General features: G+C 62.6%; 18 protein-coding genes. 8 read left to right on the top strand and 10 right to left on the bottom strand.

What is annotated here, in order from left to right:
• Positions 1 to 64: 64 nt before the first annotated feature.
• Together HU144_RS02675 and HU144_RS02670 are read right to left on the bottom strand one after the other, a co-directional pair.
• On the bottom strand, positions 65 to 850 hold the full coding sequence (locus HU144_RS02675) for an acetoin reductase (RefSeq protein WP_235350020.1): 786 nt from the start codon (positions 848 to 850) through the stop codon (positions 65 to 67).
• Between the two features lie 109 nt (positions 851 to 959).
• Positions 960 to 1,730 (bottom strand): IclR family transcriptional regulator, encoded by a 771-nt coding sequence (locus HU144_RS02670; protein WP_235350019.1) that lies wholly within the window; start codon positions 1,728 to 1,730, stop codon positions 960 to 962.
• Positions 1,731 to 1,880: 150 nt separating this feature from the next.
• On the opposite strand from HU144_RS02670, the gene HU144_RS02665 reads away from it, so the two are divergent.
• From HU144_RS02665 to HU144_RS02630, 8 genes are all read left to right on the top strand, one after another.
• A complete protein-coding gene (locus tag HU144_RS02665; protein WP_092104744.1) occupies positions 1,881 to 2,456 on the top strand; it encodes a hypothetical protein in 576 nt (191 codons plus the stop codon).
• The gene (locus HU144_RS02660; RefSeq protein ID WP_101557391.1) at positions 2,456 to 4,057 is read left to right on the top strand and encodes a GMC family oxidoreductase; all 1,602 of its coding nucleotides are present in this window, start codon (positions 2,456 to 2,458) and stop codon (positions 4,055 to 4,057) included. Before HU144_RS02665 ends, HU144_RS02660 begins: the two co-directional genes overlap by 1 nt.
• An 11-nt stretch (positions 4,058 to 4,068) precedes the next feature.
• A complete protein-coding gene (locus HU144_RS02655) occupies positions 4,069 to 6,975 on the top strand; it encodes an FAD-binding and (Fe-S)-binding domain-containing protein (protein ID WP_235350018.1) in 2,907 nt (968 codons plus the stop codon).
• Positions 6,976 to 7,045: 70 nt separating this feature from the next.
• Positions 7,046 to 7,804, top strand: a complete 759-nt coding sequence (locus HU144_RS02650; RefSeq protein WP_235350017.1) for an HpcH/HpaI aldolase family protein — start codon at positions 7,046 to 7,048, stop codon at positions 7,802 to 7,804.
• 271 nt (positions 7,805 to 8,075) lie between these two features.
• Complete coding sequence (locus HU144_RS02645; protein ID WP_235350016.1) at positions 8,076 to 8,933, top strand: ABC transporter permease; 858 nt, start codon at positions 8,076 to 8,078, stop codon at positions 8,931 to 8,933.
• Between the two features lie 20 nt (positions 8,934 to 8,953).
• Positions 8,954 to 9,973: an ABC transporter substrate-binding protein gene (locus HU144_RS02640; protein ID WP_235350015.1), complete on the top strand. Its 1,020-nt coding sequence runs from the start codon at positions 8,954 to 8,956 to the stop codon at positions 9,971 to 9,973.
• 13 nt (positions 9,974 to 9,986) lie between these two features.
• Entirely contained in the window at positions 9,987 to 10,766 is a 780-nt protein-coding gene (locus tag HU144_RS02635) for an ABC transporter ATP-binding protein (protein ID WP_232488535.1), read from the top strand.
• A gap of 142 nt (positions 10,767 to 10,908) precedes the next feature.
• Positions 10,909 to 12,558, top strand: coding sequence for a M24 family metallopeptidase (locus HU144_RS02630; protein ID WP_235350014.1), 1,650 nt, complete (start codon positions 10,909 to 10,911; stop codon positions 12,556 to 12,558).
• Positions 12,559 to 12,718: 160 nt separating this feature from the next.
• Here the strand turns inward: HU144_RS02630 and HU144_RS02620 are convergent, their stop codons facing one another.
• From HU144_RS02620 to HU144_RS02585, 8 genes are all read right to left on the bottom strand, one after another.
• Positions 12,719 to 14,872, bottom strand: a complete 2,154-nt coding sequence (locus HU144_RS02620; RefSeq protein WP_328284267.1) for an aldehyde dehydrogenase family protein — start codon at positions 14,870 to 14,872, stop codon at positions 12,719 to 12,721.
• Positions 14,873 to 14,990: 118 nt separating this feature from the next.
• On the bottom strand, positions 14,991 to 15,938 hold the full coding sequence (kdgD, locus tag HU144_RS02615) for a 5-dehydro-4-deoxyglucarate dehydratase (RefSeq protein ID WP_235350013.1): 948 nt from the start codon (positions 15,936 to 15,938) through the stop codon (positions 14,991 to 14,993).
• A 106-nt stretch (positions 15,939 to 16,044) separates the two neighbouring features.
• A complete protein-coding gene (locus HU144_RS02610; RefSeq protein ID WP_235350012.1) occupies positions 16,045 to 16,923 on the bottom strand; it encodes a LysR family transcriptional regulator in 879 nt (292 codons plus the stop codon).
• Positions 16,924 to 17,015: 92 nt separating this feature from the next.
• Positions 17,016 to 18,134 carry an alcohol dehydrogenase catalytic domain-containing protein gene (locus HU144_RS02605; RefSeq protein WP_235350011.1) on the bottom strand — a complete coding sequence of 373 codons (1,119 nt, stop codon included), beginning with the start codon at positions 18,132 to 18,134 and terminating at the stop codon, positions 17,016 to 17,018.
• Entirely contained in the window at positions 18,131 to 18,838 is a 708-nt protein-coding gene (locus HU144_RS02600; protein ID WP_235350010.1) for a phosphonatase-like hydrolase, read from the bottom strand. Before HU144_RS02600 ends, HU144_RS02605 begins: the two co-directional genes overlap by 4 nt.
• Positions 18,839 to 18,900: 62 nt before the next feature.
• Entirely contained in the window at positions 18,901 to 20,580 is a 1,680-nt protein-coding gene (gene phnE, locus HU144_RS02595) for a phosphonate ABC transporter, permease protein PhnE (protein WP_235350009.1), read from the bottom strand.
• Positions 20,580 to 21,449, bottom strand: a complete 870-nt coding sequence (phnC, locus tag HU144_RS02590; protein ID WP_235350008.1) for a phosphonate ABC transporter ATP-binding protein — start codon at positions 21,447 to 21,449, stop codon at positions 20,580 to 20,582. Before phnC ends, phnE begins: the two co-directional genes overlap by 1 nt.
• 11 nt (positions 21,450 to 21,460) lie before the next feature.
• Positions 21,461 to 22,447, bottom strand: coding sequence for a phosphate/phosphite/phosphonate ABC transporter substrate-binding protein (locus HU144_RS02585; protein ID WP_235350007.1), 987 nt, complete (start codon positions 22,445 to 22,447; stop codon positions 21,461 to 21,463).
• Positions 22,448 to 22,482: the final 35 nt, after the last annotated feature.

Raw genomic sequence — 22,482 nt, 5'->3', positions numbered from 1 at the left:
TTCGTAGCTGATTGGGTCGGCGGGGTCTTCGCCGACACTGGTGCTGGTTGAGGTGCGGTGTGTCTCAGGAGAACTGCATGCCGCCGTCGACGAGCATGGTCTGGCCGGTGATGTAGTCCGAGTCCTCGCTGGAGAGGAACGATACGAGGTTCGCGACATCCTCGGGAACCGATACACGTCCGAGGAGGATGTCTCCCGCGTACTTCTTGATTGCTTCCCCTTTGGCCAATCCCTCCTGTTCTCCGAGCTTCTCATCGATGAGATCCCACATCGAGGTTCCCACAATGCCTGGTCCGTAGGCGTTGACGGTGATCCCGTGTTTCGCCCATTCCATCGCGGCGCCCTGCGTCAGTCCTCGCACAGCCCACTTGGTGGCCGAATAGGGTGAGAGCAGTGCGAACGGGCGGAAGGCGACGATCGACGCCGCGCCGATGATCTTTCCGCCGTTGCCCTGTTCGATCATCTGCTTGGCAGCGGCCTGGTAGGACAGGAATACGCCGGTGATGTTGACGTTGAGGATCTTCTCGAAATCCTCTTTCGAGTAGTCGATGAGGGGTTCGACCTGAGCGATGCCGGCATTGGCCACGAAGACGTCGAGCTTTCCGCCGACCTCGACGGCGGTGGCCACGAGTGCGTCCACCGAGGCCTGATCGGTGACGTCGACTTCGGCTCCGGTGGCCTTGCCGCCGGCGGCTTCGATGGTCGATACCGTCTCCTGTACTCCCTCCTGCATTGTGGGAAGGTCGGCCACGATGACGTGATGTCCGTCGGCACCGAGGCGCTGTGCGATGCCCTGTCCGATTCCTCGTGCTGATCCTGTGACGACGGCAATGCTGTTGGTTGTGCTCATAGTTGTACCCCTTCGTGTCTCGTCCTTGAGTGAGCACGATCAGTCTGTGTGGGAACGGACCGAAGAGAATACAGGCGTTCTCATGTGACGAGAAACTGAAATGGGCGCCTCAGGAGGCCTCTCGATGGGTGCCGCCGCGCAGATACCTCGAACACAGCCCGGCATGCTGACGCAGGGTCGACTCGAGTACCTTCATCCGTCCGTTCGCCTTGCTCGACGGGGTACTCACAGCGATCGCCCCGACCTGCATGCCGGTGCCGTTGCGGACGGGAACCGCGGCGCAGGTCTGCCGTGGCAGGAACTCGTCGTGTTCCCACGCGATGCCTCTGGTGGCCACCTCTTCCAGATGGATGTCGAGAAGATCTCGCCGCACGATCGTATGTGGAGTGAGCACCTGCATCCCACGCGCGTCCAGGTACTCGGTGCGCTGAGCCTCGGGCATGGCCGAGAGCAGGATCTTGCCGAAGGCGGTCGCGTGGGCAGCCTCATGGAAGCCGAAGCGCAAGGGACGGAGCCGCGGATGCTTCTCGCAGTCGGAGGAGTAGGTGAGCAGAATGTCCGACCCGCGATAGATCGCGAAATAGGCGGCCGTGCCCAAGCTGCGATGCAGCTCATCGGTGATCTGGCGGATGGGGTGCGGTGCAACGAGACGCTGCTGGAAGGAGAGGCCGAGTTCAAAGCACTTCGGCCCGAGCTCGAAGCACTTGTCTTCCTTGAGATAGACGAGGTAGTTGCAGTCTTCGAGTTCGTGGAGCAGGCGATACACCGTGGGAAGAGGGATCTCCAGACGGTCGGCCACGGTCTTCGCCGAGGCGCTGCCGGAAGCGGACACCGCCTCGAGCACGGAGAAGGTCCGATGGATGACTGCACTGTTCGACATTTGCGCTCCTATGATTATCGCCTCGCGAGAATAAGGATAGCGGCTGGTGTTACGGATCACATAGGTTGCTTGTGACCGGTTCGGCAAAGGTGCCCGGGACCAGCGAGACATCAGCACCGGGACACCAGAAGAGGAGCAAAGGAGCACCAGATGGCATTCCCCGCCAAATTTCCGTCGCTGAATGCGATGGAGATGACCGATGAAGCTCGGCGAACACTCGTCAGAGTTCTGCGTGTGGCGTTTCCACATGAGAATTTTCCCGATGGACCCTATGAACGGACCGCCGACAAGATCCTCGTCGAAGCCGACGCTGAGACCTGGTTCCGGGTGGCACTGATCCAGGGTCTGCAGTCACTTGATCAGCTCTCGGATAAGAGCTTCTGCTCACTCAATGACGACGAAGCCCTGCGGGTGCTGCGCCGGGTCGAAGGCACGGAGTTCTTCGGATTCGTTCGCCGCACCGCGGCACTCGGCCTCTACGACGACGAAGAGGTGTGGGAGATCCTGGGATACCAAGGACCGTCGTTCGACCTCGGCGGCTATGTCAATCGAGGATTCAACGATCTGGACTGGCTGCCCGAACCGCGCATCCTCTATCCGGAAGGCGAGGACCTGCCGGAACTCGGCCCGGGTGCGCACCTGGGACCGCAGACGGTCAACGTGGCAGACGAATCGACGAATCAGCCGAGCGCTGAGCAGGCCGACATGGGCGAGGTGAAGAGATGATGGCAGCGAAACCAGCGTCCGGTGGCAGTGTCACCGGCTACAGCATCGACCAGAACGACGAGGCAGTCGTCATCATCGGGTCAGGCGCCGGAGGTGGCACCCTCGCGTATGAGCTGACGGCCAAGGGAATTCCCGTCGTCGTCCTCGAAGCAGGTCCCCATCTGGGACATGACGATTACGTCAACAACGAATGGGAAGCGTTCAACCAGATGGCCTGGCTGGATCCGCGGACGACGACAGGATCATGGCGAATCGCGCAGGACTTCCCCAACCTGCCGGCATGGATCGTCAAGGCCGTCGGAGGCACGACGACCCACTGGTCCGGAGCCACCCCGCGTTTCAAGAATCATGAGTTCCGTGCCCGCAGCGCCTATGGACGCATCGAGGGAGCCAATCTCCTCGACTGGCCGATCACGCTCGAAGAGATGGCTCCGTACTACGACCGAGCCGAGAAATCGATGGGTTCGACTCACGTCCACGGACGTCCGCCCCTGCCGGCGAACAACAACTACAAGGTCTTCGCCAACGGTGCGAAAGAGGTCGGGTACCGCTACTACGCCACTGGCCCCTATGCCACCAATGCCGAGGAATACGATGGGCGTCCCGCTTCGATCCAGGATGGTTTCAACTTCCAGGGAGACAAGAACAAGTCGAAATGGTCGACCCTGGTCAGAGAGATTCCACGAGCAGCGGAGACGGGCCTGCTCGATCTCCGTCCCGATTCTCAGGCTGTCCAGATCACCCATGATTCAGAAGGGAACGCCGACGCCGTCCTCTACCTCGACGGGGAAGGAAATCTGCAGCGTCAGGCCGCCAAGCTGGTGTGCGTGGCCGGAAACTCGATCGAAACGCCCAGGCTGCTGCTCCTCTCGGGCACACCGAGCTTCCCCGACGGGCTCGCGAACTCCTCGGGACAGGTGGGGCGAAACTACATGCGCCACCTCACCGGGACAGTGTGGGGGCACTTCGACAAGCCTGTGCGAATGTACCGGGGCGAGACCATGGCCGGCGTCATCGCCGATGAGTCGATCCACGATCCCGACCGCGGATTCGCAGGAGGCTACTACATGGAGACGATCGCACTGGGCCCGGCCTTCATGTCGGCATTCGTCGAGCCCGGCGCCTGGGGTCCTGACTTCGCCGCGCTCATGGATCGCTACCTCAACACGGCCGGCATGTGGATCGTCGGAGAGGACCTGCCGCAGGAGTCCAACCGGATCACACTGAACACCACGGTCAAGGATCAGCATGGTCTTCCCGTCCCGAACGTCCACTACGACGATCACGTCAACGACCTGGCAATGCGTGAACACGGCTACGCTGCAGGTGAGAGCGTCTACAGGGCGGTCGGGGCGCAGACCTCGCATCGGACACCGCCGTATCCGTCGACGCACAATCTGGGCACCGCGAGAATGAGCGAACGACCTGAGGACGGCGTGGTCGACAAATGGGGTCGCTCCCACGATGTGAAGAACCTCTTCATCTCCGACGGTTCGGTCTTCACCTCAAGCGCGGCGGCCAATCCGACTCTGACCATCGTCGCACTGGCGATCCGGCAGGCCGAATACATCGCCGAACAGCTGCGGACTCAGCAGCTTTAGGAAGGAACCACATGTCCCTGCTTTCTCCCGCCGACACGGGACTCATCGATCATCTGCGGGCCGCAGCCGATGAGGTCGGCACCCGCGCCAGCGACCGGCTGGCCGCCGCACACGACGCTTCCCACTACCTGCTGACACCGCAGGCCGTGGTGAAGCCGTGCAACCTCGAGGAGGTGGCGGCACTGTTCTCGGCCTCACGGCGGAGCGGGGTGCCGATGACCTTCCGCTCGGGTGGGACCAGCCTGTCCGGGCAGTCCGTCTCGGACGGGGTGCTCGTCGACACGAGAAGGCATTTCAGGGACATCGACGTCCTCGACGACGGTGCCCGGGTCCGCTGCGGGCCCGGGGCCGTGGTCAGGGCTGTGAACGCGCGGCTGCTGCGGCATGGGCGCAAACTGGGGCCGGACCCGGCCAGCGAGATCGCCTGCACCATCGGCGGAGTCGTCGCCAACAACTCCTCCGGCATGGCCTGCGGGATCGAAGCGAACACCTATCAGACGCTTGACTCGGCCGTGCTCGTCCTTCCCGGCGGAACCGTTCTCGACACCTCGGCGGCAGACGCTGATGAGCTGCTGCGGAGACGGGAACCAGCTATCCACGCGGGTCTGGCCGAACTCCGAGATCGGATCCGGGCCGACGCCGAGGCGGTCGCGCGGATCACGCAGCTCCACTCCATCAAGAACACCATGGGCTACGGCCTCAACTCGTTCCTCGACCATGATGACCCGGTGCGCATCCTCGAACATCTGGTCATCGGCAGCGAGGGGACACTCGCCTTCGTCGCCGAGGCGACCTTCCGCACCGTGCCGCTGCTGGCCCACGCCTCGACAGGTCTGCTCGTCTTCGACGATCTGCCCACGGCCACCTCGGTGCTCCCGGAGATCATCGCCACCGGTGCTGCCACCGTTGAGCTCCTCGACGCCACGAGTCTGCGGGTCGCCCAACGAGACGAGAAATGTCCGGAGGAGATCAGGGACCTCGACGTGGACTCGCACTGCGCCCTGCTCGTCGAATTCCAGGAAGAGACGGAGGAAGGCCTCGGCCGGGTCGTGTCTGCGGCGTTTCCGGTCTTCGACACATTCTCACTGAGCCGACCAGCCGAGCTCACGATCGATCCGCGACGGCGATCGGCGCTGTGGCACACCCGCAAAGGGCTGTTCACAGCAGTCGCCGGCAACCGTCCCTCGGGCACCGCTGCACTGCTTGAGGACATCGCGGTTCCGGTCGACCGCCTCGGCGAGACCTGCACTGCTCTGAGCGAGCTGTTCGACCAGTACGACTACGCCGATGCCGTGATCTTCGGGCACGCGAAGGACGGCAACATCCACTTCATGATCACCGAGGAATTCGGGAGTGGAACCGGCGGCGAGGACTTCGACCTCGGTCGGTACGCGGCATTCACCGAGGAGATGGTCGACCTCGTCCTCTCACGTGGGGGAACGCTCAAGGCCGAACACGGCACCGGGAGGATCATGGCACCGTTCGTCAGGCGCCAGGTCGGTGACGATCTCTACGCAGTGATGACACGGGTCAAGGAGCTGGTCGATCCGCAGTCCCTGCTCAACCCGGGTGTCCTGCTCAGCGACGACCCGAAGGCGCATCTGCGCGATCTCAAGACCACACCGACCACCGAGGCGGAGGTCGACCGCTGCGTCGAATGTGGGTACTGCGAACCCGTGTGTCCCAGCCGCGATCTCACGCTGACCCCGCGCGAACGCATCGTTCTGCGACGCGAGATCGCCCGCGCCGAGGCGGCAGGGGACGAGGAGCTGACCCGGACCCTGCGCAGTGAATACGACTACGACGGGGTCGACACCTGCGCCGTCGACGGCATGTGCCAAACGGCGTGCCCGGTCTTCATCAACACCGGGGATCTTGTGCGCAGGCTGCGGCAGGAGAACACGAACGCGATCGAAGAGACGGGCTGGAACACTGCCGCCAAAGCGTGGGGGCTGGTCAGCTCTGTTGGGGGAGTTGCATTGAGCTCCGCGAAGGCGATGCCTGCGCAGCTTCCCGCGACGGCCACGGGCATCGGTCGCAGACTTCTGGGTGATGACACTGTGCCCAGCTACTCCGCTGATCTTCCGGCCGGAGGGTCTAAGCGTGTGGCCGTCTCGGCGTCGAATCCGGACGTCGTGTGGTTCTCCAGCTGCACGAACACGATGTTCGGGCCCGAAGACGGCGGCAGAGGTGATGGGGTTGCCGGTGCCTTCCGTCGCCTGTGCGAACGAGCCGGGATCTCGTTGCGCACGCCGCGGGGCATTCCCTCCCTGTGCTGCGGCACCCCGTGGAAGTCGAAGGGGATGGCCGAGGGATTTGCCACGATGCGCAAGTACGTCCGCAGAGAGCTGTGGGAGGCCACCGACGGTGGACGAATCCCCGTCGTCTGTGATGCGTCCTCATGCACGGAGGGGTTGCGCGTGCTCCTCGGCGACTCGACCGGGTCGACCGACAGCGGCGATGGCGACGTAAGCGGCGATGGTGGCGACGCGACGGAGGACTTCGAGATCATCGATGCGGTGGCCTTCGCCAAGCAGACGCTGCTCCCTGCATTGCAGGACCGAGGTGTGCTCTCGACGGGGCATCGTCTGCCGTCGATCATCCTCCACCCGACATGCTCGTCGACCCAGCTGGGAATCAACGAGGACCTGAGCGCGCTCGCCGGGTCCATCGCCGATGAGGTCAGCGTGCCCGATTCCTGGGGGTGCTGTGCCTTCGCCGGGGATCGGGGCATGCTCCATCCCGAACTCACCGCCTCGGCGACGAAGGACGAAGCAGCCGAGGTCGAATCGATCAGCGCGGACGTCCACGCCTCGACGAATCGGACGTGTGAGATCGGGATGACACGGGCGACAGGGAAGCCGTATCGCCACATCCTCGAAGCACTCGACGATCTCGTGGGACAGTCGAGTATTTGATGCAGTACCGGGATGATCCGGATGCCGGGCATCCCTGGCAACGGCGAGCCGCGTGTGATTCGATGCACATATGACTGAAGCATTGGAAGCCCACCGCGCTCGCCTCGCCGCCGGAGAGATCTACAACGGACTGTGGATGATGTCGACGAGCCAGGAGCTCGCGAAGATCGGATCGGCCGCAGGCTACGACTATGTGTGCCTCGACATGCAGCACGGCTTCACCCGAGCCACCGATGTTCTGCGGCTCACAGATGCCATCCGTGCCAGCGGATCCGCCCTGGTCACTGCCCGAGTTGCGGCGAACCGCTTCACCGAGATCGGGATGCTCGCCGACGCCGGCGTCGAGGCGGTCATCGTGCCGCTGGTGTCCTCAGTCGCTGATGCGGAGGCTGCCGTTGCCGCCCTCGATTACCCGAGCCGAGGAGGCGACCGTTCCTGGGGCCCGACCGCTGAACTCATGCACAACGCGGTGCAGGACACCCGCGACGAGCGGCCACTGCTCATCGTCATGATCGAGAACAAGGAAGGCCTGGCGAACGTCGAGAAGATCTGTGAGACTCCCGGAATCGACGGCGTCTATGTCGGCCCCGCAGACCTCGCCTTCGCCGTCGATGCTCTGCCCGGTCAGCCCAATGACGCCCACGCCGAGGCGGTCGCCCGGATCCGCACGGCAGCTGACAAAGCCGGCATCATCCCAGGCATCCACTGCGGTGATGGTGCGGAGGCCAGGACTCGCAAGGAACAGGGTTTCCGCTTCATCACCTCGGCGGGGGACATCGGCGCAGCCGGCCGTGCCTTCCGGGAGGACTTGGCGACAGCGCGGGGCTGAGCCTAATGGCGTCTTATGCATAACGTCAGCAGAAGGTCGGGGATCTCGGGGCACAGTTCGAGCTCCCCGACCTTCTGTCTCGTCGATGAAAAGGCGGCATTCGTGGTGAGGAGTCGGCACTCAGTGATTCCTTCAGGGTATTGAAACATGCGAAAACAATCTTGGACAGGCATTACTAATTCACGAATACTGGAACGCACCACAGTTGTTCCACGTCACATACGCACTGCCAATTTTGTTCATGGACCACGACCCAATGGAGGGATCGCCGATGACCACCACACCTCGCATCGAAGCCGATGCAGTTCGACACGTGGAGGCCGGCCCTCCTCCGGTGAGTCCGCGGAAACAACCGAAGCAGTCACTGATCAAGTCTGAGTCAGTCTCTGCAGGCATCAAGGCAGTTGTGGGACTCGTCGCGCTGTTCGCGCTATGGGAACTAGTGGTTTTCATCTTCAAATTCCCGAAGTATCTGCTCGTCGGTCCGGTCTCTGCATTCGAAGAACTATTCACTAATCCCGGCTATTTCGCGCTCAACGCACTGACCACACTGCAAGAGGGGCTCGCGGGCTTCGCTCTCGGTACAGCACTGGGTGTTCTTTGCGGGGCGCTGCTCTACTATGCTTCGTTCCTGCGGCCCTTCCTCTACCCGGCACTCATCGCCATCGATACGATTCCTAAGGTCGCGCTGGCGCCCCTATTCATCGTGTGGTTCGGCTTCGGCTTCGAATCGAAGGCCTTTGTGGCGATGGCCATCGCATTCTTCCCGCTCGTCATCAATACATTCGACGGGCTGAACTCGGTACCCCACGAACTTCAGGATCTGGCGCGTATCAACCGTGCATCGAAGCTGAAGAAGATGATGAAGATCGACTTCATCTATGCGCTCCCCTCGATCTTCACTGGCGCGAAGATCTCAATCTCGCTTGCCGTCGGCGGTGCAGTCGTCGGTGAGTTCATTGCGGGCTCCAAGGGACTCGGCTACGTCATTCTGCTGGCCAACGCCCAGGTGGACCTGCCGTCGATGTTCGCAGCCTTCATTGTCCTTGCAGCCATTGCTCTTCTGCTCTTCTTCATCATCGACCTCGTGTCGAAGAAGTTGCTGCCGTGGAAGAACTACACGAAATGAGGCGCGGAACGATGCATATCATGAAGAAGCTTCTTGTTGCTCCGCTCCTCCTTTCCGTCGTGGGTCTGGCAGGTTGTGCACCGGAGGACGGTCTCGATGACTTCAACCTCATGGTCGACGTCGCCTATCTGCCCAAGCACGCACCGTTCTTCGCCGCCGAGGCGGAGGGGTTCTTTGAAGAAGAAGGCTTCGACGTCTCGCTCATGCCCGGGTCGGGTTCGACGAACACGGTGACCTCGGTCGAGACGGGGCGAGTCGATGCCGGTTGGGCCGACTTCGGCGCCACGATCCTCAGCCAAGGCAAAGGGGCACAGGTCAAACAGGTGAACCTGCTCCAGGCGCGCTCGGCCTACGCGACGATTGCCCTCGAAAGCTCAGGCATCGAATCCTGGGAGGACATGAAGGGCAAAACCGTAGCCACCGAAGGTGCCGGAGCCATGACGGCCATGTGGCCACTCGCGATCGAACGGAGTGGACTCAAAGAGGAAGACGTCAACGTCGTCCACGCAACAGGTGAGTCGAAGATACCCGGACTCCTGGCAGACCGGTGGGATGCGAACCTTGCCCTCTACGTGTCGGATGAGCCAGCGCTCATGGCGCTCGGTGAGAAGGCGAACATACTCAAGTGGTCCGATGTCGGAATTGATCTCTATGGCAACGGAATCGTGGTCTCAGACGAGGCTCTCGGCAACGACCCTGACCGAGTTAAGAGGTTCAACAGGGCCATGCAGAAGGGTTTCCTCTGGGCATGTGAGAACCCAGATCAGACCGCCGAAGACTTCACAAAGGAAGTCCAGGGCTATGAAGCAGACACTGTGACCTATGCGCTCAAGTCTCAGTGCGAACTCAACTGGGCCACCGGAGATGCCGATGATCAGTTCGGCACGATGAGTGACGACGGCGTCCAGCAGATGCTTACCGTGGCCACCGACTTCCTGGGCCTCGAGGATTCGACCGAGCTCACGGTCGATGACATCTATTCCAATGACTACATCGATCCGATTCGCCACGACGAAGACGTAGCGGCCCCCACCAAGTGAATGGAGAATGACCATGACCGCTGATTACGCGATTTCAGTCAATAACGTCGGCAAGACCTACACCTCCCGAGACGGTCAGGAGAACGTGGTCCTCAAAGATCTCGATTTCCACGTCAACCCCGGAGAGTTCGTTTCGATCGTCGGGCAGTCAGGCAGTGGAAAGACCACACTGCTCAACACCATCTCCGGACTCCAAGACGCCACGGAGGGAGAGATCCTCATCCGTGGTCGCGAGATCAGCGAGGCTCTCAAGGATATCGGCATGGTGTTTCAGAGCCCGGTGCTCCTGCCATGGCGCAACAACCTCGACAACGTGCTGTTGCCCCTGGAGTTTCGTGATTCCGTCACTCCGGAGTCCAAGGAGCATGCCATGGAACTGCTGCACATGGTCGGACTTGGGGAGAAGGCGACCCGATACTCCTACGAACTCAGTGGTGGCATGCAGCAGCGAGTCGCTATCTGCCGGGCATTGGTTTCGCGCCCGGAGATCCTGCTCATGGACGAGCCCTTCGGCGCCCTCGACGCCATGACACGAGATTCGATGAATTTCGAGATCCAACGCATTTGGCGCCGCACGGGCTGCAGTGTCCTCTTCGTCACCCACAGCATCTCCGAGGCGGTGTGGTTGGGAGACCGCGTTGTGGTTGTCGGAGACCGGCCCGGACGAATCATCGCCGACGTCAAGATCGACATCGAACGTCCGCGCGCGAAGGAGCACAAGTTCTCGGAGGACTTCGCCCACTATGTCGCGGAAATCGAATCACACATCGGAGTGACGGCAGGAATCAGCTGAGCGGGCTGCCCGCTCAGCCTTCTCAGCTCGACGAAAACACCTGACGGATGGCCGACCGCCCGAAATCCATTCGACTTCGGATGCCATTCGCACCGCAAGAGACGAACGAGTCTCACGAAAAACATATGGAGTTGGATACACAATGATCAAACTGACAACAGACAAGGCGCGCCTGGCGGATTCCTTCGGACTGAATGCCCAGAAGAGTCTGCTGTTCTCTGCGATTCGGCTTGATTCGAGCCCTCTGGTCGCCCCGATCGTCGCTGATACCTCCGAGGGTGAGGTTCTGCTCGTACGTCAGCAGGAACAGGGAAATGCGCTGTCCGCCGGAGTTCCGAAGGATCGAATGAGGTTCTATGCGCCATGGGTGACGATCGATCCGCGGATCGTCGCCGACACCCCCGCATCTGCATCACTGACAACCCTGGTGGGCGAGCTGGCTGATGGCGAACAGGTCGGTCTTGCGTCCGATGTCGTCATGAAGCACTACTCGGCCCTATCGAAGAGCCTCGACGTCGTTGCCGACAAGCAGCCGACCACTCCGGTCGTGGCCTATGAGGTTGACACCGAGGCTGTGCTCGAACGGTTCGCACAGTGGCGCAGGCTCGGAGCCGAGACCGCCAAGAGGCTCATCCAGGACGTCGACCATCTTTCGGATCTCGCCAAGGAGATCCAATCAGAGACCGATACACGCTATGAGGCATTGCAGTCTCTGGCGAAGAACGAGAGTCTCGACGCCGTCCTCATCTCAGCGCCCCCGAACTTCAGCGAAGTCGTCGGGGCTCGGCAGGGCGGGGACCAGCTGGCCCTATGGTCTGCACGCGATGAAAAGCTCTATGTGCTCGCACCCGAAACCGCTCATGGCGTGGGAGGCACTCCGGTTGGTCGGTTCGCCGGGTACGGCGCCGGCGCTGTGGCACTTGCACACGGCACTAAGATCGGCGTCGAGGAAGAATGGATTCCGACCGGACTGGTGCTGGAACTGGAATCCGAAGGTGCCGACGTGAGCGAGCTCTCGACTCCGCTCGGACACTGGCGGGACATCCGCGATCACGAAGATCTGGGATTCCAGGTCGTCGCTGCCAGGTGCAGCGTCTTCGCCATCGAGGAGGCGCTGAGTTGGGCCAAGGACTCTTTGGCAGCAGGCGAGGAATTCACCGAGCTGGACATCTATGCGCGTTACGTCGATAAGATCGTCGAGTTCCGGACGGACAATGCGATTCCCTTCGCGATCGAGCCCTATTTCACGAATCTGCACTCATCGAACCGGATGCTCTTCCCTGGGCCTCCGGTCGATTTCCCGATCAACGACGACACCAAGTGCATTCAGCTCGACGCCGGTGTGCGCATCACCTTCGACGGTGTCACCGTTGCGACATCTGACATGGCACGCTCGCTGCCGCGCACCGAGGGTGCGATACAGGCCTATGAGTTCTTCTTCGATGTCGTGCGTGAGGGCATCATCGGTCAACTGAAGCCCGGGGTGGTCTGCGAAGACGTCCACGAAGGGACCTTGGACTACCTGGCACCTCACCTCGAGCGCATGGTCGAAATCGGCATGCTCGGAGAAGACGTGGACTTCAACACGGAGTACCGCAAGCGCAATGTCGGACACCTCATGGGCAAGCAGGAATCGTTCGCCAATGAACTGCGGCCCGGGTACAAGCACGTGCTGCAGGTCGGATCCTTCGGAGCAGCGGAGATTCCATGGCGCTATGGCGACGTCGCAATCGGCACAGAGGATCTCTGGTACGTCGGCAACGATCGCACGTATATCCTCTCGAAGCGCTGAGACAGGCTCCTCGCAGGCACAATAGGGCGGGTACTTCCGAATAGGAAGTGCCCGCCCTATTGCGTTGAGAATGTGCAGAGGAAGACCTGTCACCAGGTACCAAGGCACAAATGAAGCGGCCCGGCCGTGGCATCGACCGGGCCGCTGTGCTGTTGTGCTCTCAGCCTTTGAGTTTGATGACTGCTTCGATCTCGACCGGTGAGTTCGCAGGGAGGCGGGGAACTCCCAGTGCGGTCCTTGCGTGCCTGCCGACTTCACCGAGTGCGTCGACGAGGAGCTTCGACGCACCCTCCGCGACGATCGGATGCTTGCTGAAGTCGGCTGGGCTGGCCACATAGACGTTGAGTTTGGCGATGCTCTCGACGTTCTCAAGACCGAGGTTCGTTTCCAGTTGAGCGATGAGGTTAACCGCGCACAGCTGAGCCGCTGCGATACCGTCCTCGACGCTCAGGTCATCACCGACGACACCTTGGACCGGGACCACGCCGCCTTGTTTGGCGATCTGACCTGAAACGAAGGCGAGATCTCCCGCGACGGTGACCGTCTTGTAACTGTAGCTGGCCGGATTCGCCTCGGGAAGGTCGAAGCCGAGATCGCCGAGGCGACGACGTACTCTGTCGGAGATCGACTCCCTCGCAGCGTTCGCAAGGGAGTTCCCTTGTTGGTCCCCACCCTGCCCGGTGGTGTACTTGCCGTCCACGGCGCGACCGATTCTCAAGGGATTCGACTGCTGGAGAACTGACGGCAGAATCGCATCGGGAATGTTCTGATAGGCAACAGGCCGAAGGAAGCGCTCGATCGCGGTGGCACCCACCGAGGTGGTCTGGGGAGCCGAAGTCGCAGGGAACGGTCCGCCGTGGATCATCGCATGACCCACATCGACGCCGGTCGGCCAGCCATTGACGATGATCCGACCGACTTTGAGCTCGAGCTCTGGCACCAACGCGTTCGCGGTTTCGATGTCCTGTTCGCTCATCTGCAGCGTCGCGCTCAGCTGTCCTTCGAGTTCCGTGACGACAAGAGCCAGCTGGTCGGTGGTCTCGTAGCGCACGATGAGAGCGGCCGATCCGAAGATTTCATTCTGCAGCTCTGCGTTCGAGGCGAAGTCCTTGACCGAGACGGTGAAGACGGCGGGGCCTGGGGCGTTGAGAGTCTTGCCGTCAGCCCCCTGTGCTAAGGCCGTGACGCCAGGTTGAGCCGCAAGCTGGTCGACGCCTCGCTGCCAAGCTTCGGCGATGGACGGGGTGAGCATCGTCTGCCCCGTGGCCTCCGAGAACTCCTTTGCAATGTGCGCGGTCAGCACATCTCCACGAGCGCCATTGGGGACGAAGAGAATCCCTGGGGAGGTGCACAACTGCCCCGAAGAACCGGTCACGGCTGTGAAGAACCCCCGAGCCACCTCGGCGACGTCATCGGCGATCGCACCGGGGAGCACGAAGACGGGGTTGATCGAGCTCATCTCCGCATACACGGGGACCGGCACTGGCCTCGCGGCAGCGGTGGCGGACAGAGCCAGGCCCGCAGTCCTGGAGCCGGTGAATCCCACTGCGGCGATCCGAGGATCGGCTGCCAGCTGCTGGCCGACCTGTGCGCCGGAACCGTAGACAAGCGAGAAGACACCGGGGTTGAGATCATTGTCGACAACGGCGCGGGAGATCGCTGCTCCGACCAGTTCGTTGGTCCCGGGGTGAGCGTTGTGTGCCTTGACGATGACCGGACAGCCGGCGGCCAGTGCTGAAGCGGTGTCTCCGCCTGCCGTGGAGAACGCGAGTGGGAAGTTGCTGGCTCCGAAGACGGCAACCGGGCCCAGCGGCACCTGACGCTGACGGATATCGGGTCGAGGCAGTGGTGCGCGATCCGGAAGTGCAGGATCAATGCGCACACCGTGGGCATCGCCGAGGAGGACGACCGATGCGAAGAGGCGCAGCTGATTGGCCGTTCTGGTGACTTCTCCGTTCAATCGTCCGACGGGAAGTCCGGTCTCCTGGCCTGCCCGTTCGACGATGACGTCCGCAGCGGCTTCGATGTTCACCGCAATGTCTGTGAGGAACTTCGCCCGGAGTGCGGGGGAGATGCTCCGGTAGGAGGCGAAGGCTGCGTGTGCCTCAGCGATGGCGGCAGAGACCTGCTCCTCGCTCAGAAGCGTGAACGCGGGTTCCAGTTCCTCGCCGGTCGCAGGATTGACCGCGCGCGCGGTCCCGCCCTCTCCAAGTGTCTTCGTGCCGGCGACGATCGAGGAGCCGAAGATCGGCGGGGTTGAGGTTGGGGTATCGGTATTTGTTGTGGTCTTCGTGTCGGTGAGCTGAGTCGTCATGAGTGACCTCTGTTCGTGTGAGCGATGTCGGCGCCGACCGGCTCAAGCCGATCGGCGCCGATCTGTGGTTGTGTAGCTGTGGTGCGTTGGCGAGTTGGTGCCTGCAGTCTGGTGCAGGTCAGGCGACCGCGGAGGTGGTGCGGTCGAGTTGAATTCCGGCAGCAGCCATCACCTGTTCGAGATCCCGTAGGTCGGTCTGTGTGAGGTTCTGCAGGGGAGGCCGGACCGGGCCGCAGTCTCGGCCGATGACCTTGAGGCCGCCCTTGACGATGGAGACGCCGTAGCCCGCGACACGATCTCGGATCTTCGAGTAGGGGAGTACGAATGAATTGAGCTTTTCCGTGACTGCAGCACGATCCTGGCGGCGGACCGCGGAGTAGAAGTCAAGGGCGAACTCAGGCGCGAAGTTGAACATCGCCGACGAGTAGGTGCTCATCCCGAGCTGGAGCAGAGGCAAGGCGTAGACCTCGGCTGTGGGCAGGCCGCCGAGATAGAAGAGGCGGTCGCCGGTGCGGGCGTAGACCTTGGTCAGCTGTTCGATGTCACCGATGGCGTCCTTGAAGCCGATGAAGTTCTCATGGGTGTCGGCGAGTCGTTCGACGGTCTCGGGTGAGTAGATGGCGTTGGCTCGGTTGTAGACGATGACGCCGATCTTCGTGGCCGCACAGATGGCTGACACATGTTCGAAGAGGCCATCTTGACTGCACTCGGTGAGGTAGGGCGGGAGGACGAGGAGGCCTTCGGCACCAACCGCCTCAGCGTCGATCGCGTTCTGCACAGCTTGGACGGTGGCCCCGCCGGCAGAGGCGAGCACCGGCACCTCCTGGCGGGAGGTCGAGACGGCCAAGCTGACGACTTCCTTGGCTTCAGCAGGAGTGAGACTGAAGCCCTCTCCGGTACCGCCGGCCGCGAAGAGTCCAGCGACATCGAAACTTGACTGCCAGGCGATGTGGTCGGTGTAGGCAGAGGCATCGATCGTCAGATCGGAGGTGAAGGCGGTTGCGGGGAAGGAGAGGAGACCGTCCTTGAGGTGGTCGGCGAGTTCTTGAGGCAGGTAGTTGGCCACGGAATGACGTCCTTGTTAGTCGGGATGATGATCCCACTGTAGGAACGCCGAGTGATTCCTGTCCAAGATTATTTATATATGCATTGATGCTCTAAAAGTATCGCTTCTATTCGTCGCGGATGAGGCTGAGGACTTCCTTCAGCGCGGGGTTGCGCGACTCGGGATTCCAGATCGCGTGCAACTCCACGACATCACGTGGGGCGCCTCGCAGCGGCACGTATGTCACGCCTTCCACGCCGAGGTGCGCAGCGGATTCGGAGACGACGGCGATACCTCGGCCAGCGGCCACGAGATTGACGATTGTGAGAATCTGGCTGAGGGAATGGGCGACCTCATTGGCCTCGACATCAATGTAGCGAACGGTGAGGTCGTAGAAGTATCGAGCTTTCGTGGCATCATGCATGAGCAGCCTCTGCCCGGAGATGTCCTTCGTCGCAATCGACTCCCGTGCGGCGAATTCGTGATCCGATGGGACTGCGAGGACCAGCTGTTCCGAGAGAACAAGGGCAGCGTCGATGGTCTCCGGTATTCTGCCCACCCGGCCCAGGCCGATATCGATCCGACCTTCCGACAGTGCCTTGATCTGCTCAGCCGTGACCATTTCAGCGATCTCGACGCTGACGCCCGGAAGCCGCTGCGCCAGTGTCGACACCAAACTGCCGAGGACGCCGAAGGTCGAGACTGCTGTGCAGCCGATGGTGATCTGCCCCCACGATCCCTCGGCGATCTTCTGTGCGCGCCGAGGTGCGCGTTCGACAGAGGCAAGCAGGCCGTAGGCTTCTGCGAGGAAGGCCTCCCCCGCTGGCGTCAGGGTCACCGTGCGGTTGTTGCGTTCGAAGAGATGGACACCGATGGACTTCTCGAGTTTCTGTATCTGCCGACTCAGCGGCGGCTGAGTCATATTGAGCTCCTCAGCGGCGCGTCCGAAGTGGAGATTTTCGGCCACAGCGATGAAGCCGGTGACCTGGGCTAGGGTGAACTGCATTGCTCGCTCGATTTCTTTCGGGGTCTCGTGCCGCTGCTGTTCTGCAGTGTATCCGCCGACCCCACCTCTCACCTTGCTGCGAGCACAGCCTCTCACCCGTCGATGTGCACCACGGTCCGCAGCCCCGGACTCGGCTCTGCAAACTCCTGAGCCAGTTCGGCCAGCTCGATCGGGCCGCCCAGGATGTTCTCCCACGGCATATCACCGCCGTCAATCGCCAGGAAGTCGACGGCTTCCTGCAGGTGGTGGGGTTCGAAGTTGTGCACACCTGTGATGGTGCGCCAACCTCGCACGAGCTGTTCGGGGCTGATCTCGATGTTCGGTCCCGGGCTCACGCTTCCGGCGAGAACTGCGGTTCCGCCGATTCCCAGGCTGGCAACACAGGTCTCTACGCCCGAGGGGGTGCCGGAGAGCTCGAGAGCAACATCGACATCCGCAGGCATTTCGTCTTCCATGATCGTGCTCGCCCCTGCGAATAGAGCAAGATCCTGTCGCCGCGGCGTAGGGTCGAAGGCGAGCACCTCGGCGGCACCCCGGGACTGGGCGGCGGCGACCGCCGTGAGCCCCAACATTCCGAGCCCGTTGACGAAGACCCGGCGGCCTCGCAGATCCCCGGCGGCCTCCAGCATCGCCATGACGGTGGCGACGGCACACCCTGCCGTGGAGGCCACGGCGTCGGGCACCGAATCCGGCACCGGGACGGCTGCCACGCCCCTGGGCAGGTGGATGTGTGAGGCGTAGGTGCCGGACAGTGCCCAGCCGCTGTCGGTGGATTCGTGACCGACCTTGGCCACCGACTCGCATTTTGCGCTGAATCCGCGCCTGCAGTTCTCGCATTCCCCGCACACCGAGGTGACAGAGAAGACCACGCGCTGGCCGAGCGGGAGGCCCGCCCGCGAATCTTCGACCACGCCGACGCCCTCGTGGCCGAGCACGGAGGGGCATGCTCCGGGGCGACGCCCGCGCACGGTGTGCCGATCTGAGCCGCAGACGGTGGCAGTGCTCAGGCGGATGAGGCTCTCGCCCGCGGCAAGGTCGGGGCGGTCGAATGACCGGGTCTCGAATTGATCCCCGCCGAGCCAGACGACTGCCTGGACTGTGTCCGCGACGACCTCAACATTCGCCGAGGCCTTCGCCTTCGCCGAGGTGTCTGCCGGGGAAGCTTGAACCGGAGACTGTGGCTGAACCCGCGATTGAACCTGCGCCGTCACTGGTTCACCCCGGCTGAGATTGCGGCTGACGACGGCAGGTCGGCAAGCGCGTCGGGAAGCTCCGCAGCGGAATCGAGAACGAGGTGGGCACCTTCGGCGGCGAAGTCCTGCTGGCCCAGGTGGCCGGTGAGCACACCGACCGAGGTGACTCCGGCGCGAAGGGCCGACTGCACATCCGCCGAGGTGTCGCCGACGCTGACGACCGCTGCCGTGTCCTTCACGCCGAGTTCCTTCATGACCCTCTCGATCATGTCGGGTGCCGGCCGACCGGCCTCGACCTCGTCGCCGCAGGCAGAAGCCTCGAAGGTCTCGCCCTGCTCCCATCCCATGGAAGCGAAGATGAGATCGGCGATCTCCCGGGCGAACCCGGTCGTCAGGGCGACCTTGATGCCTTGTTCGCGCAGAGTCGTCAATGCTTCCTCGATCCCGGGCAGAGGCTTCGGCGGATTGTCGGTATAGGTGCGGCGCAGTTCCTGTCGGAACCATTCCCAGGTCTTCTCGTGGAGTTCGTCATCGACGTCGACCCCGCCGAGCCGGAGCAGGTTTTCGATCGCCCACTTCTTCTCAGTGCCCATCCACTTCTGGAACACCTCGTCCGTGTAGTTCGCACCTTCGCGTTCCGTGGCCTCCCGCAGAACGCGGTAGACCTCGTCTCGGTCGTCGATGGTGGTGCCGGCCATGTCGAAGACGGCGAGTTCAATCATGGTGTTTCTCCTTCTGTGGTGGATCAATGCGTGCAGGTGGGATGTGTGAAATGACGGGACTGTCAGCGAACGGCCTGGCGCAGCCACATCGACAGTGCTTCAACCGCGAGGACGACGGTGACCATGAGGATGAGCACCATGGTGACCACATCGAACTGGTTGACCCGCGAAGCGTTGAGCAGCAGGAATCCGATGCCTCCGGCTCCGACGACTCCGAGGAGTGTGGCTGAGCGGATGTTGTTGTCGAGCAGGTACATCGTGTGGGCAACGAACGCCGGGGCCGCCTGGCGCAGTGTGGCCGAGAAGAACACCTGCGCCTCGCTGGCGCCGGTCGCCCGCAGTGCCTCCTGCGCGTGAGTGTCCGTCTCCTCGAGCGAATCGGCGATGAGCTTCGAGAGCAGGCCGATCGCCCCGATGGATAGCGCCAGGGTGCCGGCGACCTCGCCCAGGCCGGAGATGACGACGAAGATGATCGCGAGAATGAGCTCGGGAATGCCGCGCACGATCACGATGATCACGCGGAAACTTTGGTGCACATAGACGTTCGCGACGGCATTGCGGGCGGCGAGGATGCCGATTGGTATCGCGAGGACGGCACCGATGAGGGTGGCCGCGAGCGAGATCTGGATAGTCACCAACAGCTGTTCAAAGAGGTTGGACATGGACCCGCCGGCCGATGGTGGGAAGAACAGCGCCAGGGTCTTCGGCAGGCTGAGAAGCCCCTGCATGAGTGCCGACCAGGACACATCCACGCGCCACAGGGCCGCAACAGTGAAGATCACAATGAGCGCAATTGAGAGGAAGCGCTTGAACCGGGCCGAGCTCCACGGCGGTGTCAGGTGGAGATCGTTGACACCAGATTCGCGACCGCGGTTGAACAGGCGATCGACCCAGGTGCCGCCGGTGATCCTCTGTCCCGCCGATCTCATCAGCGCTGCCCGGATCGCTCCAGAGAGCAGTTCGAGGCCGATGCACAGCAGCAGGACCAGCACGGCCAGGGCCATGCCTCGCTGGTAGTCCAGAGTCCGCAGGGAATCGGCGATCGCCAGGCCGATGCCTCCGACGCCGACGTAGCCCAGCAGCACCGAGGTGCGCAGATTGATGTCGAACCGGTGCAGTGCCGTCGCGATGAGCTGCGGCATCAGTGTCTGTGGAATGGCCGCCATGATCTGCTGAGCACGGCCGGCACCGAGGGACTCCATCGACTCACGTGGGCCGTCGTCGAGTTCCTCGATTGCATCGGCGTAGAGCTTGGCGATCATGCCGACCGAGTGGATGCCCATGGCGATGATGCCGGCGGTGGCTCCGAGGCCGAACATGCGCAGGAAGATGATCGCGAGCACCAGATCGGGGATTGCCCGAGCCAGCACGGTCAGAGCGCGCGCGACCCACTGCGAGGTGACTCCCCAGCGGGTCGGTCTGGCGGCGGCCAGAGACACCGGAACGGAGAGTGCGACCGAGAGCAGTGTGGCGAGGAAGACGATGGCCAAGGTCTCGAACACCAGCGAGAGAGTCTCTGACGCAGGCGGGAAGTCGAGAGGGAAGACGCGTGCAAGGAAGCGTCCCGCGTTGTCGACGGAGTCGATGATGGTGCCCAGATCGATGCCGAGAGAACCGATCGACCACACGCCCCCGATGACCAAGGCGATCATCACGAGGACGGCGGCGATGCTGTGCCCGGCGGGACGCGGACGCGCCGGTGGCGTCGGAGCCTCGGGCGGGATCTCGACGAGCGTGGGCATCAGCGAGTCACACCTGACGCGGCCGCTCGGGGATCGACCGCCGCCTCGGCGAGGTCCATTCCGGAGACGCTCGAATAGATCGTCGACGCCTCTTCGGCACTCAGACCCTGCGTCGCGCGATCGAGGACAGCCTGCCCGGTACGCAGACCGATGATCCGATCGGCGAACTCGATGGCCAGCTGGACCTGGTGGAGTGAGGCGATGACGGTGAGCTTGTCCTCCTCGGCGATCTGGCGCAGCAGGTTGATCACGTCGAGGGCTGAGACCGGATCCAGTGAGGCCACCGGTTCGTCGGCCAACAGAACTGTGGGGTGCTGCATGAGTGCGCGGGCGATGGCCACGCGCTGCTGCTGACCTCCGGAGAGAGTGTCCGCGCGCTGGAAGGCACGATCGGCAAGACCGACACGGTCGAGCTTCTCGATGGCCTCTCGGCGCACGGACTTCGGGTACATCAGCAGCGAGATGCGCGGTCCCTTGAGCGAGCCGAGCTGTCCGGCGCAGACGTTCTCCAACACGGACATCGGACCGACGAGGTTAAAGGACTGGAAGATCACGCCGATGTTCCGGCGCAGCTCCCGCAGTCCGCGTTTTCCTGTCGAATTCAGGTGGTGGCCCAGGACGCGCACCGTTCCCGTGGTGGGGGTGTGCAGGCCGTTGATGTGACGCAGGAGCGTCGACTTCCCTGATCCGGACAGCCCGAGCAGGACTGTGACCCTGCCGGCACGGAATCCGATGTTGACGTCGTCGAGTCCGAGGACTCCGCCGCCGAAGTCCTTGGTCACGTGGTCGAGTTGGACGGCGTAGATATCGTCGATCTCTCGCTGAAGTTCAGCGGTCTTCGCGCTGCTGGCATTTCGATGATTGCTCACGGGTGTCTCTCCTAGCCGACGTTCTTGCAGGCGTCTGCCTGGGTGGCGTCGCAGATGTCGCGGATGGAGTCGAAGTCGGAGTCGTCGACTGGCTTGTAGCCGTATTCGATCTCTTCGGGCAGGACGCAGTCGTCCTCGGAGGAGCAGACGCCGGCATCAACCATGGCCGGGATATTTGCCTTCTCGCGCAGGACGGTCGTGATCTGCTTGGCCAGTTCAGGATCGAGGGATTCGTTGTTGACTGCGATCGGGTCCTCGGTGATGGGATCGGACTCCCACACCGGTTCCAGGCTGCCCGCCTTCACCTGCTCGGACTCTTCGAGGGTGCCCAGCATGGTGTCGTGGGCGAAGGCCGCATCGCATTCTCCGGAGTCCAGGGACAGCAGCGAGGCGTCATGACCGCCGGTCAGAATCTGCTTCATGTCCTGCTCCATGTCGAGGCCTTCGTCCATGATCCCCTTCATCGGGACGAGATAGCCGGAGGTGGAGGCCTTGTCGACGAAGCAGACGTTCTTGCCCTTGAGGTCCTTCAGGCTCTTGATGTCCGAGCCCTTCTTGACGTAGGCCAGAGACGTGTATGCCGGGGCCTTGTCTGCATCGTGGGTCGGAGCGGCTGCCGGTTCCATGTCGATGCCGGAGTCCTTGGCGATGACATAGGCGAACGGGCCGAATGAGGCGGCATCGATCTGGCCTGCGCGCATCCCTTCGATCACGGCTGCGTAGTCGGAGGCATTCTGGAACTCGACCTTCTTGCCGGTCTCCTCCTCGAGCAGAGCGGTGACGTTTTCGAAGGTCGACTCCAGCGTGGATGAGGATTCGGCTGGGACTGCTGCGAATGTGATGGTGTCGCCGTCGTCGCCGGAGGAGCCGCAGGCGGCGAGCAGCGGGAGAGCGAGTGCTGCGGCCGTGAGAGAGCGGACGGTGCGGGATCGGAAGCGTGGGAACAGGGCCATGGGTGGCCTGCCTTTCGAGTGGTCGGGGTGATCGCTTGGTGCCATTCTTCGACACCTCGAAACAACATGTCTATACAATT

This window comes from Brevibacterium sp. UCMA 11752 (assembly GCF_021532235.1).
In the GTDB taxonomy this organism is placed as follows: domain Bacteria; phylum Actinomycetota; class Actinomycetes; order Actinomycetales; family Brevibacteriaceae; genus Brevibacterium; species Brevibacterium antiquum.
This window is presented reverse-complemented; position numbering and strand designations above follow the sequence as displayed.

Excerpts from the sequence above, each read along its gene's own strand:
- HU144_RS02675 (WP_235350020.1), bottom strand. The coding sequence starts at position 850 with ATGAGCACAACCAACAGCATTGCCGTCGTCACAGGATCAGCACGAGGA.
- HU144_RS02670 (WP_235350019.1), bottom strand. The coding sequence starts at position 1,730 with ATGTCGAACAGTGCAGTCATCCATCGGACCTTCTCCGTGCTCGAGGCG.
- HU144_RS02665 (WP_092104744.1), top strand. The coding sequence starts at position 1,881 with ATGGCATTCCCCGCCAAATTTCCGTCGCTGAATGCGATGGAGATGACC.
- HU144_RS02660 (WP_101557391.1), top strand. The coding sequence starts at position 2,456 with ATGGCAGCGAAACCAGCGTCCGGTGGCAGTGTCACCGGCTACAGCATC.
- HU144_RS02655 (WP_235350018.1), top strand. The coding sequence starts at position 4,069 with ATGTCCCTGCTTTCTCCCGCCGACACGGGACTCATCGATCATCTGCGG.
- HU144_RS02650 (WP_235350017.1), top strand. The coding sequence starts at position 7,046 with ATGACTGAAGCATTGGAAGCCCACCGCGCTCGCCTCGCCGCCGGAGAG.
- HU144_RS02645 (WP_235350016.1), top strand. The coding sequence starts at position 8,076 with ATGACCACCACACCTCGCATCGAAGCCGATGCAGTTCGACACGTGGAG.
- HU144_RS02640 (WP_235350015.1), top strand. The coding sequence starts at position 8,954 with ATGAAGAAGCTTCTTGTTGCTCCGCTCCTCCTTTCCGTCGTGGGTCTG.
- HU144_RS02635 (WP_232488535.1), top strand. The coding sequence starts at position 9,987 with ATGACCGCTGATTACGCGATTTCAGTCAATAACGTCGGCAAGACCTAC.
- HU144_RS02630 (WP_235350014.1), top strand. The coding sequence starts at position 10,909 with ATGATCAAACTGACAACAGACAAGGCGCGCCTGGCGGATTCCTTCGGA.
- HU144_RS02620 (WP_328284267.1), bottom strand. The coding sequence starts at position 14,872 with ATGACGACTCAGCTCACCGACACGAAGACCACAACAAATACCGATACC.
- HU144_RS02610 (WP_235350012.1), bottom strand. The coding sequence starts at position 16,923 with ATGCAGTTCACCCTAGCCCAGGTCACCGGCTTCATCGCTGTGGCCGAA.
- HU144_RS02600 (WP_235350010.1), bottom strand. The coding sequence starts at position 18,838 with ATGATTGAACTCGCCGTCTTCGACATGGCCGGCACCACCATCGACGAC.
- phnE (WP_235350009.1), bottom strand. The coding sequence starts at position 20,580 with ATGCCCACGCTCGTCGAGATCCCGCCCGAGGCTCCGACGCCACCGGCG.
- HU144_RS02585 (WP_235350007.1), bottom strand. The coding sequence starts at position 22,447 with ATGGCACCAAGCGATCACCCCGACCACTCGAAAGGCAGGCCACCCATG.